Source organism: Rhodococcus sp. NPDC055112 (genome assembly GCF_053607505.1).
In genome coordinates this window covers 1-13,600 of the sequence record NZ_JBSGTR010000016.1, presented here as the reverse complement: position 1 = coordinate 13,600, position 13,600 = coordinate 1, and the positions used below count along the sequence as shown (strand labels likewise).

General features: G+C 68.8%; 14 protein-coding genes and 1 tRNA gene. 5 read left to right on the top strand and 10 right to left on the bottom strand.

Annotated features, from left to right (window positions below):
• Positions 1-86: 86 nt before the first annotated feature.
• The 3 genes from ACWFRB_RS10450 to ACWFRB_RS10440 form a co-directional block, all read right to left on the bottom strand.
• Entirely contained in the window at positions 87-923 is an 837-nt protein-coding gene (locus ACWFRB_RS10450) for an SDR family oxidoreductase (RefSeq protein WP_452640880.1), read from the bottom strand.
• A gap of 98 nt (positions 924-1,021) precedes the next feature.
• On the bottom strand, positions 1,022-2,404 hold the full coding sequence (locus ACWFRB_RS10445) for an Ig-like domain repeat protein (protein WP_452640791.1): 1,383 nt from the start codon (positions 2,402-2,404) through the stop codon (positions 1,022-1,024).
• A 295-nt stretch (positions 2,405-2,699) separates the two neighbouring features.
• Complete coding sequence (locus tag ACWFRB_RS10440; protein ID WP_452640789.1) at positions 2,700-2,843, bottom strand: hypothetical protein; 144 nt, start codon at positions 2,841-2,843, stop codon at positions 2,700-2,702.
• A 348-nt stretch (positions 2,844-3,191) separates the two neighbouring features.
• On the opposite strand from ACWFRB_RS10440, the gene ACWFRB_RS10435 reads away from it, so the two are divergent.
• Positions 3,192-4,607, top strand: a complete 1,416-nt coding sequence (locus ACWFRB_RS10435; RefSeq protein ID WP_452640787.1) for an aldehyde dehydrogenase family protein — start codon at positions 3,192-3,194, stop codon at positions 4,605-4,607.
• Positions 4,608-4,780: 173 nt separating this feature from the next.
• Here the strand turns inward: ACWFRB_RS10435 and ACWFRB_RS10430 are convergent, their stop codons facing one another.
• The 7 genes from ACWFRB_RS10430 to ACWFRB_RS10400 form a co-directional block, all read right to left on the bottom strand.
• Entirely contained in the window at positions 4,781-6,211 is a 1,431-nt protein-coding gene (locus ACWFRB_RS10430) for an Ig-like domain-containing protein (RefSeq protein WP_452640785.1), read from the bottom strand.
• Positions 6,212-6,485: 274 nt separating this feature from the next.
• Positions 6,486-6,561: transfer RNA gene (locus tag ACWFRB_RS10425), tRNA-Ala, on the bottom strand.
• A 123-nt stretch (positions 6,562-6,684) separates the two neighbouring features.
• On the bottom strand, positions 6,685-7,386 hold the full coding sequence (locus tag ACWFRB_RS10420) for a phosphoglycerate mutase family protein (RefSeq protein WP_452640784.1): 702 nt from the start codon (positions 7,384-7,386) through the stop codon (positions 6,685-6,687).
• 10 nt (positions 7,387-7,396) lie between these two features.
• A complete protein-coding gene (gene sepX, locus ACWFRB_RS10415; RefSeq protein ID WP_452640783.1) occupies positions 7,397-8,146 on the bottom strand; it encodes a divisome protein SepX/GlpR in 750 nt (249 codons plus the stop codon).
• A gap of 185 nt (positions 8,147-8,331) precedes the next feature.
• Positions 8,332-8,988, bottom strand: a complete 657-nt coding sequence (locus ACWFRB_RS10410; protein WP_452640781.1) for a GNAT family N-acetyltransferase — start codon at positions 8,986-8,988, stop codon at positions 8,332-8,334.
• A 3-nt stretch (positions 8,989-8,991) separates the two neighbouring features.
• Positions 8,992-10,251, bottom strand: coding sequence for a molybdotransferase-like divisome protein Glp (glp, locus tag ACWFRB_RS10405; protein ID WP_452640780.1), 1,260 nt, complete (start codon positions 10,249-10,251; stop codon positions 8,992-8,994).
• Between the two features lie 23 nt (positions 10,252-10,274).
• Complete coding sequence (locus tag ACWFRB_RS10400) at positions 10,275-11,195, bottom strand: UTP--glucose-1-phosphate uridylyltransferase (protein ID WP_452640779.1); 921 nt, start codon at positions 11,193-11,195, stop codon at positions 10,275-10,277.
• Positions 11,196-11,282: 87 nt separating this feature from the next.
• Between ACWFRB_RS10400 and ACWFRB_RS10395 the strand changes: the two genes are divergently transcribed.
• From ACWFRB_RS10395 to mscL, 4 genes are all read left to right on the top strand, one after another.
• The gene (locus tag ACWFRB_RS10395; RefSeq protein ID WP_452640777.1) at positions 11,283-11,876 is read left to right on the top strand and encodes a 5-formyltetrahydrofolate cyclo-ligase; all 594 of its coding nucleotides are present in this window, start codon (positions 11,283-11,285) and stop codon (positions 11,874-11,876) included.
• Between the two features lie 88 nt (positions 11,877-11,964).
• Positions 11,965-12,267, top strand: a complete 303-nt coding sequence (locus tag ACWFRB_RS10390) for an FmdB family zinc ribbon protein (protein ID WP_452640776.1) — start codon at positions 11,965-11,967, stop codon at positions 12,265-12,267.
• Positions 12,268-12,355: 88 nt separating this feature from the next.
• Positions 12,356-13,045: an SAF domain-containing protein gene (locus tag ACWFRB_RS10385; RefSeq protein ID WP_452640775.1), complete on the top strand. Its 690-nt coding sequence runs from the start codon at positions 12,356-12,358 to the stop codon at positions 13,043-13,045.
• Positions 13,046-13,141: 96 nt separating this feature from the next.
• Entirely contained in the window at positions 13,142-13,534 is a 393-nt protein-coding gene (mscL, locus tag ACWFRB_RS10380; protein ID WP_452640773.1) for a large conductance mechanosensitive channel protein MscL, read from the top strand.
• Positions 13,535-13,600: the final 66 nt, after the last annotated feature.

Genomic DNA, 13,600 nt, shown 5'->3' with positions numbered 1-13,600 from the left:
GGCTGCTACACCCAGCCTCCGGCACCACCCGTGCCCCAGATAGGCACCCAAGGGTCACCGCCGTCCACCCTCGAGGACGGCCGGATTCAGACCGGCGGCAAGAGCTTGCTGAACTGGTCGTTGGCCTTCTGCATCACGAACTCGTACGGCGGCGCGAACTTGCGGGCCCACCAGTAGCCGAACCGGATGTCGTTCGAGGTGTAGACCAGATAGCGGTTCTTCTTGATGCCGCGGACGATGCACTCCGCGACCTTCTCCGGTGAGACCGCACGCTTCTCGAAGCGGTGCACCAGCTTTCGAATCCGCGGATCGTCGCGGTCCACCCCGGCGATCTGCACGGTTCCGACGAGCGGGGTCTTCACTCCCCCCGGCACCACGAGACTGACACCGATGCCGTGCCGCTTGAGGTCGAAGCGCAGGACCTCGGAGACGCCGCGGAGGCCGAACTTGCTGGCGCTGTAGGCAGCGTGCCACGGCAACGCGAGCAGGCCCGCGGCGGAGGAGACGTTGACCAGGTGCCCGCCGCGGCCGGCGCGCACCATCGGCGGCACGAAGTTCTCGATGATGTGGATGGGCCCCATCAGGTTGACGTCGACCATCGATTTCCAATGCCGGTGTTCGAGGTTCTCCACAGTGCCCCAGGCGGAGATGCCTGCGACGTTCATCACCACGTCCATGGCGCCGTGTGCACCGTCGATCTCCGTCGCCCACGCGGTGACGGCGTCGAAATCGGACACGTCCAGCGCCTTCGAGGCGGTCACGGCGCTTGCAGTCATGGCCACCGTCTCGGCCAGGCCGACCTCGTTGATGTCGGTGAGGAACAGCTCGGCGCCCTCCGCCGCGGAAGCCAGGGCCGTCGCCCGGCCGATCCCGCTACCGGCCCCGGTGATCAGGCATTTCTTCCCCCGCAGGTCCTTCACGATGCCCTTCCCTAACGTCGTCCGGTCGCTCACGCGGAGTCTAACGACAACGGCGCCCCGCCCCGGGAGATCCGGGGCGAGGCGCCGTCAGCTGTCAGCGATCAGGAACCGAAGGCCGGGAGCGAGCTGCCGCCCCCACCGGGAACCGGCTCGTCCTGGACGGTGATCGTCGTGGACGCCTCCGAACCGAGGTAGCCCGGTGCACCGGAGTACACCGCGCGCACGTCACGCACGCCGCTGGTGGTGAACAGGTAGCTCAGGCTGGCCTGCCCGTCCTTCACCGTTGCGGGGTTGCCGAGCGGCTCGGCGCCGCTGAAGAACTGGACGGTTCCGCCGTTCGCCCTCGGTGCGACGTTGGCCCGCAGGAACAGGTAGACATCCTTCTGCGCGACTGCCGGGACGTTCAGGGTGGTCGTGGTCGCGACGTCAGCCGCACCCGGATCCGTGATGTTCAGGGTCTGAGCGGTCGCGGTGGAACCGGCGAACCCGGGGGCGCCGGAGAACACCGCGGTGATCGTCTTGTTGCCGGGCACCGTGAAGTTCTGGGTCACGCTGGCCTTGCCGTCGGCACCGACCGGGGCGGTCCCCAGCACGGTCAGGCCGTTCTTGAACGTGAGCGTGCCCGCGCCGGGGAACGGGGAGACCTGTGCCTCGATGATCACGTCGACGTTGATCGGGGACGAGCTCGGCATGATCAGGGTCGTCTGCGTGGTCTGATCGCCCGGGTCGACGGTGACCGACTGCGCGGCGGACACCGACTCGGTCGCGAACGGCGTGGCGAGGAACTTCGCGGTCAGATCGTGCGGACCGGCCTGGTTGGCGGCAGGCTTCCATTTGAACGTGGCGGCCCCCGCGGCGTCGAGCGCGCCCGAGCCGATCTCGTTCGTGCCGGAGAAGAACTTCACGAGGTCGCCCGCGCGGCCGCCGAGCACCTTGGACTTCAGCGTCGACTCGACGCCCGCCTTGAGCGGCCCGACAGGCTCGAGCACGGTGGTGCTGACGTTCTTGGTCACCACGTACGCCGGACCGAGGGTGAGGTTCTCCCCCGAGGACGCGACGGCGCCGTACTTGATGCCGGTGTTCAGCGCCACCTCCCTGGCGCAGTTGGCGCCGATCACGTACTGGAACTCGAATGTCGGCGAGGTGGAGGCATCCCAGCTGCCCGCGACCCGCAACAGGCCCGCACCGTTGCTCGCCAGCGGCACGGGGAGGCCGGCGACCTTCGCCGAGTCCTTCTTGTAGGTCAGGCAGGTGTTGCGGTGGTCCTCGAAAAAGTTGACGGTGTCGGTCCCGGCGATCGTGGTGGACACCGTGACCACCTCACCCTCGGCCGGTGCGACGTTGCTGATCGTGCGGGTGAAGTTCTTACCCCCGTCCGCCCATGTGATCGTCGCGGGCGCGGCGCTCGCGCCACCCGCTCCCAGCGTCACCGCGAACCCCGCGGTGACCGCGAAAGCGCCTCCCATCGCAATGGTGCGGCGCACAGACCTCCCCGACATGCATTTCCTCCCAAAGGCGAGGGCGCCCACACGTGTTGGGGTGGCCCTGTTGTGTCGTCACGGAATCCGACTCACCCGCAGCGGAGCCGTCGGCGTGCACAGAATCGAGCAGAAGTAGACCACGCCGGTCCCGCGCCCGACGTCGTTTTGGCAGAAGAAAATGGACGGTTGTGCAAGTCAGCGCGGCCCGGTCTCGCGTGGCGCCGAGCGGCCGCGAACCGGCACTCGAACGGAACGCATCTGCGCAGCTACCGCGCGCGCGTCCCGCCCGTCACAGGCGTCACAGCCTGGTGGACATCTCGTCCTGGTAGTCCCGGATCGTCTTCTCGATGCCGTCGGCATCCTCCGGATCCCCATGGCGACGGGCCTCGTCCGCGCGATCCCGCAACGTCCTGATCGCCTTGCGCAATTCGTTGTCGGTCATCCTGTGATCCATATCACCAAGTGTGCCCGGCTCTTCGACCCGAGGCCAGTGCTGAATCCGGCGCGATGCGCGATGGCGAGCCTTGACGCTCACGCCGCACGCGACGAGTGTTGATCACATGTATTCGGGGGCCTCGCGCCCCGGTGGAACGGTCGCGAGGACATTCGCGAAGTCGCATACGAGCGAACCGCGCAACGGCTCGTGCGGGCACACTGCGACCTGCGTGGAGACCATCGGCTCCCGCGCAGTCCGCACCCGCCTCGACCGCGGTCTCCGCCGTCTCGCCCGTGCTCCAGATCTACCGATGTGGCGAGTCCGGCCTTCTTCGCACGCAGAGGAGAGGCAGCCATGAAGAGCGATCTGCACGCAGCACCCGACACCACGGATTCACCCGTCCCCATTCCCGACGTCGTCTCGGCGCTGCGCGCGACATATGCCTCGGGTCGCACCAGGCCCGCGACGTGGCGCGTCGAGCAACTGCGCGGCATCGAGCGAATGCTGGACGAGCGTGAGGACGAGATCGCCCGCGCTCTCGCCGAGGACCTCGGGCGCGACGCCTTCGAGACCTGGATGTCCGACATCCTCACCGCCAGGAGCGAGGCCGCCTACGCACGCAAACGGCTGCGCCTGTGGATGCGCCCCCGGCCGCGCCCGCTGCCGCTCAACCAGATGCCCGCGCTGGGATGGGTGCAGTACGAGCCGCTCGGGGTGGTGCTCGTCATCGGGTCCTGGAATGTTCCGCTGACGGTAACCCTCGGCCCCCTGGTCGCCGCCGTGTCGGCGGGAAACTGTGCCGTCGTCAAGCCGTCCGAGCTGACCCCGGCGACATCTCGACTGCTGGCCCGACTGCTCCCCGAGTACCTCGACGCCGATGCCGTGGCCGTGGTCGAGGGCGACGGGCGCACCACCCAGGCTCTGCTCGCACAGGGGTGCGACCACGTGTTCTTCACCGGCGGCACGGAAATCGGCCGGAAGATCCTGGCCGGGGCCGCGCCGCACCTGACGCCGGTGACCCTCGAACTCGGCGGCAGGAACCCGGCGATCGTCATGCGGGACGCGGACCTCGCCGTCACCGCCCGCCGGATCGCCTGGACGAAGGTGTTCATCTCGGGCCAGTCCTGCATCGCGGCGGACTACGTGTTGGCCGAGCGCTCAGTCCGGGACGAGTTGGTCGATCGAATAGTCCACAGTTTCAACGAGTTCCGGTCTGCGTCACCTACGCGGGGCATTCGCATCGTCAACGAGCGCCAGTTCGACAGACTGGCCGGGTACCTCGCGAGCACCGAGGCCACGGTCGCGCTCGGGGGCGGTTCCGATCGGGCCGCGCTGACCATCGAGCCCACCGTGCTGGTGGACCCGAGCCCCGAGGATCCGGTCATGCTGGAGGAGATCTTCGGCCCGATCCTGCCGGTGCTCGCCGTCGACTCGTTGGGCGAGGCGATCGCCTTCGTCAATGCGCGACCGAAACCACTGGCCGCCTATGTCTTCACGAGGTCGGCGCGGACTCGCCGCCGGTTGGTGTCCGAGGTCAGCTCGGGCGGCGCTGTGGTCAATCACCTCACCCTCCAGGAGGTGGTGCCCCAGCTCCCGTTCGGCGGCGTCGGTGCAAGCGGGATGGGGCGATACCACGGCTGGTGGGGGTTCGAAGCCCTCAGTCACCGAAAGGCAGTGCTGCTCAAGCCGTTCAAGCCCGATCCCCGGTTCGCGTACCCGCCCTACACCGACCGGGCGAAGAAGCTGATCCGCAGGATGTACCGGACTTGAGAGTATGGGAACCGGGCGGTGACGAGTTCACCCCGACGATGAAGCTGCGACGCAAGCCCATCGACGCCGAGTACGCCCACGAGATCGAGGAGTTGTACGCCGGCTGACCCCCGACTCATACGGGTGTGGCCCCCGACGACGGATCGTCAGGGGCCACACCAGGAAGAACTAGATCAGGATCCGAAGATCGATCCGAGGCTGCCTGCGCCACCGGGGGTGCCACCGCCAGTGCCCGTCACGACGACCGACTCCTGGTCGGCGGACGCGTTCACGGTGCCTGCACCGGAGTACTCGGCCGTGATGATGCGCTGACCCTCGTTCGCGGGCGTCCACGAGAGGCTGGCCTGGCCGCCCGCGTTCACCGGCGCGGTGCCGATGACGATGTCGCCGTCCTTGAACGTGACCGTGCCACCCGCGTCACCGGGAGTGACCTGCGCCGAGATCGTCTGCGCCGCGCCGACCTTCGGAGCGCCACCCAGGGTGAGCACCGTGGTCGAGTTGGTGTTGCCCGCGGGGGCATCCGCCACGGTCACCGTCGCGTTGGCCGTCGATCCCGTGACGCCGGAGCGCCCGGAGAACGTCGCGGCGATCGAGTGGCTGCCCGCGGTGGACGGCACCCACGTGTAGGTGGCCACGCCGTTGGCGTCGACCGGCACGTCGGCCAGCGTCGCCGCGCCGTCCTTGAACGCCACGGTGCCGCCTGCGCCTGCGGGCGACACGGTCGCCTTCAGCAGGGTGGACCGACCGACCTCGGCACCGGAGATCGGGGCGAGCACGGTCGAGGACACGGCATCGGACTGCGCGACCTGCACGGTCTGCACCGGCGACTGCGAGCCCTCGGCCCGCGGGGTCGCCAGGAACTTCGCGGACAGGCCGTGTGCGCCGCGAGTGGCGGGCGTCCAGTTGAACGTCGCCTCGCCCGCGCCGTTCAACGGGGCCTCGCCGAGCTTCACCCCACCGTCGAAGAACTCGACGGGATTGCCCTCGGCGCCGCCGGTCACCGTCGCCTTCAGCGGCACCGACTGCCCGACCTGCACGTCGGACGGCGCGGCCAGGGCGGTGGTGGAGTTGTTGATCTTGACCGTAACCGCGGGGCCCTTGTTCTGGTAGGTGCCGGAACCGAGGGAGCCGCCGTAGTGCACCGTCGTCATCAGCGGGACGTTGCGGTCACAGTTCGCGCCGACCTTGTAGGAGAACTCGAACGTCCGCAGGTTGGGGCTGATGTGCGGGTAGAGCGGCCACTCGATGCTGCTGCCCTTGACCTTCGCGAAGTCCGCGCCCTGGCTGTCCAGGCCGCGCGGCGAGCCGTCCACCTTCGCCGAACCGTCCACGTAGGTCAGGCAGGTCGGGTGGACGTCCTTGACCTCGTAGATGTACTCGACGACGCCGCCGGTCCGATCGAACTGGGTGGTCGAGGTGATGATGTCCCCCTCGGCGGGGTTCGCATCACTGATCGTGCGGGTGATCCGCTCGCTACCGTCGTCCCACGTCACGCTTGCAGGCGCCGCCCCCGCGACGCCCGCACCGACCGTGGCCGCGAAGCCGGCCGAAAGGGCCAGCACGCTCGCCCCACCAACCACGCGACGAATGCTCTTGTCCGACATACGCTTCCCTCCATACGGCCGACCGGGGACATCGACAGAGGTCCCGGTCGTCCAGGTTCTTGTATTGACCAGCGCGCCCCTCCGTCGCACGGCGATGACCTCCCGGGCCGCTGAGGCGAGATGAGTAGACCACATCCGGCGCGCGCGCAATGTCTGTTTCGTGAATGACATGGACAGCTGTCCGACAGCGCCAAATCGGGCGCGAGGAGTACCCGGCGGAGAGGGCCGATGCAACGCAAAAGGCGCTCCTCCCGAAGGAGAAGCGCCTTTCGACTGGTGGAGCTGAGGGGAATCGAACCCCTGACCTCTTCGATGCGAACGAAGCGCGCTACCAACTGCGCCACAGCCCCGAACCACGCCCCCGTAGGAGCGCTCGGCAACTGTAGCAGCCCGGCCCGCCACAGAAAAAATCGGCCGGTCCGGACGGGATTCGCCCCGCACAACAGCGGTTCGTCCGACCGCGCGAGGGGGTCTCACTCGGGGCAGGCGAGGTCTGCCCGAGTGGTGTCGAGGATGGTCTGCCCCTCCGGGACGGCCCGCCATTGATCGAACGGCTGCTCCAGCGCGAACCGGCCGTCGGCCTGCCGGACCAGCGTCCGGGTCTCGGCGTTGCCCGGGTTGTTCAGCGACTCGAAGTACTCGACCGACCAGTGGAACCAGCGCATGCAGAACAGCCGCATGGTCAGTCCGTGCGTCACCACGAGAGTGTTCGGTGGGAACCCGGGCTTGGCGCGGTGCCGGTACAGCGTCTCCATGAAGGTGCTCACCCGATCGAAGACGTCGGCGCCCGACTCACCCTCGTTGAACCGATAGAAGAAGTGCCCGTAGGTGTTGCGCAGCCCGGTCTGCCGGACGATCTCGTCCGGGTCCTGATAGTTCGCCCAGTCCTGCTCGCGCAGACGCGGTTCCTCGATCCGGCGCTCGATCAGATCGTCGATGCCGAGCGCCTCGAGGGTTTGGTAGGCCCGCAGGTACGGCGAGACGTACACGCAGACCTTCTGCCCGCCGAACTGTTCGCGCAGCCGCTCCCCCGCGACCCTCGACTGCTGCACGCCACGCGCGGTCAACGGGATCCGGTAGTCGGGCACCCGCTCGTAGATCCTCGGATCGATGTTCGCCTCGGACTCGCCGTGCCGGAGCAGCACGATCCGCTCCGGCCCGGCTCCGTCCGTCATCCGCGTCAGGCTACTGACCGACGACCCGGCGCATCTCCTGAGGAGCCGCCTCCTCCTCGAACCGGACGTCGTAGTGCTCGAGGTGCTCGAACACCGGGTCCTCGTCGTCCACTTCGAGCACCACCGCACCTGGCCGGCGCAGCCGGGACGGGATCAACCGCAGCTCGTCGTCCTCGCGGGACTCCACCCCGAGCCGGGAGCGGCTGAGGCGCGCCATCCGGCGACGCCGGATCTCCTGCTCGAACTGGACCTGCCTGCGCATGTAGGCCAGGTACCCGCCGAGGCCGACACAGGCGGCCGCGGCGACCCACCACAGCATCGGCGAGAGGATGAGCGCGAGCGCCGCCGACATGATCGTCAGCAGGATCAGACCGAGGACGGCACGCTGCCGGAAGCCGTACCGCGCTGCCCGCGCGAGGGCATCGGCCTCCGGGTCGAACCCGCCGCGACCGCGGCGTTGCGGGACGTACTCACGAGCCGCGGCCCGCTCGTCGTCCAACTCGTCGGCTTCAACATGGGTGTCCATGCGGTCCTCCGCATACCTGGGGCGAGTGGGTTCGCGGCGCCAGTTCGGGTCGCTGCGGTGTCCTGAGGCTGGACCGCGGTGCTGCTGACGCGCGAGCTGGTCGCGGTCGAGCACACGGGTCGCCAGTGCTGCATCGGTGGTCTGACGGATTCGGGGGCGGCGTTTCACCTGCATCGGCAGCAGGACAAACAGCCACATCCCGACCAAGGCGATCCACAGGATCGAGTTCGGCATACCGGCGACCTCCCTCCCAGTCGTCTACCAGCACATATGACTCAATCAGCCCATTCAGGCTAATTGCCACGGCGCGCAGTTCCCCGCAGACGCGCCGACTCAACTTTCCCAACTGTCACAATAGTCACTCGCTCCAGTGGTGTTTTGCACTACCCATCACCAAGCGGATCCGCCCGGTGCGCGAGTCACCCCCACGCGGCCTTGCCCGACCGGACCAACCGGTCGCTGACGGTGCCCTCGACCTCTTCGATCGTCATCGCCACCAGCAGATGATCGCGCCACGCACCGTCCACGTCCAGGTACCGACGCAACAGTCCCTCCTCGCGGAACCCGACGTTGCGCAGCACCGCCTGACTCGCCAGGTTCTCCGGGCGAACGGTGGCCTCGACCCGGTGCAACCCGAGCGCGCCGAAGCTGTGGTCGAGCCCGAGCGCCACCGCGGCGGTGGCCACCCCCTGACCGCCCACCTCCCTGGTCACCCAGTAGCCGATCCACGCGGATCGCAGCGCCCCGCGCACGACGTTCCCGATCGTCAGCTGCCCACAGAACTTTCCGTCGAGTTCGATGACCAGCGGCACCATCCGGCCCTTGCGCGCCTCCGAGCGCAGCGAGGCGCACAGCCCGGGCCAGTTACCCATGTGATGGCGGTCCTCCCAAGGGCCCTCACCGGTCGGCTCCCACGGTTCGAGATGCTCCTGGTCGCGGACTCGGATACGGCTCCAGGCCGCGGCGTCGCGCAGCCGGATCGGGCGCAACGTCACCCGTCCGGCGCCCACCGTCAGCGGACCCAGATGCGCCGGCCAACCCGGATGAATCGAGTACTTGCGCAGCGATGTTCCCAACCCTCAGCCTCGCTGCGCAAGGAAGGCGACGTCGACCTCGTCGCCGGTCCGGACCTCGGTGACCTCAGGAGCGACCACGACGAGGCAGTTCGCCTCCGCCAGCGTCGCCAGGAGGTGCGAGGAGGCGCCTGGCGCACCGCCGAGCGCCTGCACCAGGTACTCCCCGGTCGACTCGTCGCGCATCAGCTGCCCACGCAGGAAGCCCTTGCGGTTCTCGATCGAGGTGATCGGCGCCACCGTGCGCGCGGTCACCACCCGGCGCATCGGCTGCCTACGGCCGAGTGCGATCCGGATCAGCGGCCGGACCATCACCTCGAACACGACCAGCGCACTGACCGGGTTGGACGGCAACAGAAACGTCGGCACCTCGTCACGGCCTAGCTGACCGAATCCCTGCACCGATCCCGGGTGCATCGCCACCCGCTCCACCTCGAGATCGCCGAGATCGCGCAGCGCCTCACGGACCTGATCGGAGGCCCCGCCGCCGACAGCCCCCGCGATCACGACGATCTCCGATCGGATCAGCTGACCCTCCACGACCTCGCGCAGCCGACGCGGGTCGGTGCCTGCGATGCCGACCCGGTTCACGTCGGCTCCTGCATCGCGAGCGGCCGCGGCGAGCGCGTACGAGTTCACGTCATAGACCTGACCGGGGCCGGGGGTGCGGTCGATGTCGAGCAGCTCGCCGCCGACGGAGATGACCGACAGCCGCGGCCGGGGATGCACCAGCACCTTGTCGCGCCCCACCGCGGCGAGCAGACCGACCTGGGCCGCGCCGATGATGGTGCCCGCGCGCACCGCGACGTCGCCGGGCTGCACATCGTCACCGATGCGCCGGACGTAGTCGCCGGAACGGACCGGCCGGAGCACCTTCACACGGTTCAGGCCGCCATCGGTGCGGTCGAGCGGCAGGACCGCATCGGCGAGGGTCGGCAGCGGAGCCCCGGTGTCCACGCGCACCGCCTGGCGCGGCTGCAGCCGGATCGGTTGGCGCGAACCGGCGACGACCTCACCGACAACGGGCAGCGTCACCTCGACGGGCTCGTCGTCCTCGCCCCGGTTCTCCCCACCGGCACCGGCGACATCGACGCTGCGCACCGCGTAGCCGTCGATCGCAGCCTGATCGAATCCCGGCAGCGGGCGCTCGGTGACCACCTCTTCGGCACACAACAGACCCTGAGCCTCCGAGATCGCCACCCGGACCGGCCGTGGTGCGACCGCGGCCGCCGTCACTCTCGTCTGCTGCTCCTCAACCGAGCGCATGTAGTCACTGCCTCCCGACCCCACTAATGTCCCGTCTGCTGCAGTCTCTGAGTGAGCCAGTCGCGCAGCGAAGGACCGTATTCTTCACTGTCCAGGGCAAAGTCAACCGCAGCCCGCAGGTAGCCGCCGGGATTTCCGAGGTCGTGTCTCGACCCACGGTGCACCACCACGTGCACCGGGTGTCCCTCCGAGATCAGCAAGGCGATCGCATCGGTCAACTGCAGTTCGCCACCCTGACCCGGGGTGATCCGGCGCAGCGCATCGAAGATCGCCCGATCCAACAGGTACCGGCCCGCCGCCGCGAACGTCGACGGCGCATCCTCGGGCTTCGGCTTCTCGACCATCCCGGTCACCCGCAGCACGTCCGGATTCGTCGCGTCCGGCACCTCCTCGACATCGAAGACGCCGTAGGCACTGACCTGATCCTTGGGCACGTCGATCGCACACAGCACACTGCCGCCGCGCTTCTCGCGGACCCGGACCATCGTCTCGAGCACCCCACGCGGCATCACCAGGTCATCGGGCAACAGGACCGCGATCGCATCCTCGTCGTCGTCGAGCACGCATTCGACGCACCCGACGGCATGACCGAGCCCGAGCGGCTCCTCCTGGATCACCGACTCCACCTCGAGCAGGCCCTGCGCCTTGCGGACCTTCTCGAGCAGGTGCGACTTGCCGCTGGCCTCGAGCTTGCTCTCGAGCACCAGGTCCTCGACGAAGTGCGCGACGACCCCGTCTTTGCCCTCCGAGGTGACGATCACCAGCCGGCTGGCGCCGGAATCGGCGGCCTCACCGGCGACGAGCTCGATGCCCGGCGTGTCCACCACCGGCAGCAGTTCCTTCGGCACCGTCTTGGTCGCGGGCAGGAACCTGGTGCCCAGACCCGCCGCGGGCACCACCGCCGTGCGGAAGTGCCTGTTCTTGTTGGTGCCGGCCTGTGTCATGAGCACACCCTATCCATCTCGTCCGTGCGCACCGGATTCTAGGGTGAGCACGATGGGACCGCGGATCAGGGGAACAGGGTGGCATCGGTGACCGAGGTGACGACGAAAGCGCAGTGGCGGGCCAGGGTGCTCGCCGCGCGTCGATCACTCGACGCCGTGACCAGGGAGGCCGAGAACAACGCCCTCGCCGCTGCGGCCTCGGCACTCGGCGACACGCTCGGACCCGACGCCACGGTCTGCGCATATGTGCCAGTCGGGGCCGAACCGGGATCGACGGCACTCCTCGACGCCCTCCTGCCTCGGGTCGGACGGGTCCTGCTGCCCGTGGCCAGGGAACCCGGCCCACTGCACTGGGCGGAGTACCACGGCACCGAGGCCCTGGTCAGCGCACCGTTCGGCCTGCGTGAACCCGGGCAGCCGCACCTACCGCCCTCGGCGATCTCGGCGGCGACGGCGATCCTGATCCCGGCGCTCGCGGTCGACGAACGGGGGGTCCGCCTCGGCCGGGGCGCGGGGTTCTACGACCGAACCCTCGACCTCGCCGATCCGGCGGCCCGCCTGATCGCGGTGGTCCGCGACGACGAAGTGGTCGCCGAGCTGCCCGACGAGTCACACGACATCCGGGTCGGCTGGGTTCTCACCCCGGTCGGCGGGTTGCGCGCACTGGGAATAGGAAGCTGATTACCGGCGTTGGCACTCCTGACTGTAAAGTGCTAACGCCTGCCGTATCACCACCCAGGCCTGAGTACCCCGTGCGGAGGATCCTTCAGTGCCCACCTACTCGTATGCCTGCACCGAATGCAGCAACCGGTTCGACATCGTCCAGTCCTTCACGGACGACACCCTGACCGTCTGCTCCGAGTGCTCCGGCAAGCTGCGCAAGCTGTTCAACTCCGTCGGCATCGTCTTCAAGGGCAGCGGCTTCTACCGCACCGACAGCCGGGGCAGCGGCGGCACCGCCAGCGAGCCCGCCAAGTCTGATTCGTCGGCCTCGTCGACCCCCGCGAGCAGCGCGTCGACCAGCACGTCGACGTCCACCGCGAGCGCGGGCGCGACCTCCTCAGCCACCTAGTCCCGGGGTTCTCCACAGCCGCCTGATCCATCCACAGGCACGCCCCGCGGCGGCGCTGACGGCCGGCCGCGGCCCCTAGCGTGGCCCCATGGACCGCGTACCGATCCCCGGCAGCCGTCGCGCCGAACGGCTCGACCCGACCTGGGCCGACCGGCTCTCCCGGCTGACCCGGCCGGGACCGGCCCGCGTCGTCGCCGCCCGCCGGATGCTCGCCGCCGCACTCGCCCTCACCGCCGTGATCCTGCTGCTGCGCGGCGACCCGTCGGACGATCGGGTGGCGGTGGTCGCGACCGCACGCGAGCTGACGCCCGGCCTCGTCCTCGGCGCCGACGACGTGCGGCTCGTGCAGCTGGGCGCCGCGACGGTGCCAACGGGCGCACTGCGCGCCCTCGAGGACGCCGTTGGCCACACCCTGACCGGCCCCGCAAGGGCGGGCGAGACCCTGACCGACCTCCGCATGCTCGGTCCGCGCCTGGCCGACGCGGCCACCAACTCATCCGACGCCCGTGTGGTGCCGATCCGCCTCGCCGACCCCGAAGTGACCGACCTGTTACGTGAGGGCGACCGAGTGGACGTGCTGACCGTGGACTCCGACGCCGAGGGGCCTGCGCCCGACGCCCGGGTGCTGGCCTCCGCCGCGACGGTGATCCTGGTGTCCCCCAATGATTCCGGCCGTGGTGCACGCGAGCGCGTCGTGATGCTCGCACTGCCCGCGGGAGAGGCGACCACGGTCGCCGCGGCCTCGCTGTCGACCGCACTGACGGTCACGTTCCACTGACGCCCGGACGGGTGTCCGGTTGCCCCGCCGCGTCCGGTGTCCATAGCATTTCCCTATCCGAGAGCATCACCAGCCGACGGAACGGAGACCCAACTCATGTTGAAGGGCTTCAAAGACTTCCTGCTCAAGGGAAACGTGCTCGACCTGGCCGTCGCGGTGATCATCGGCGCGGCCTTCACCGCCATCGTCACCGCATTCACCGGCAATGTCGTCGAACCGCTGATCGCCGCCCTCGGCGGCTCGAACGAGATGGGCTTCGGCTTCCAGATCACCGACAGCCCCGAGACGTTCGTGAACATCGGCGCCGTGATCACCGCGGCGATCAACTTCGTCATCATCGCGGCCGTCGTGTACTTCATCCTCATCGTGCCCTACAACCACGCCAAGGAGCGGTACATGAATCAGGAGGAGAAGGAGGCAACGGACATCGAATTGCTCACCGAGATCCGCGACCTGCTGGGCAGCGACACCGCCCGACATCGGAGCTGAGGAGGCGAATACACGCTGGGCCCGTACCGAATTCGGTACGGGCCCAGCGCTTCCGGATCAGAACAG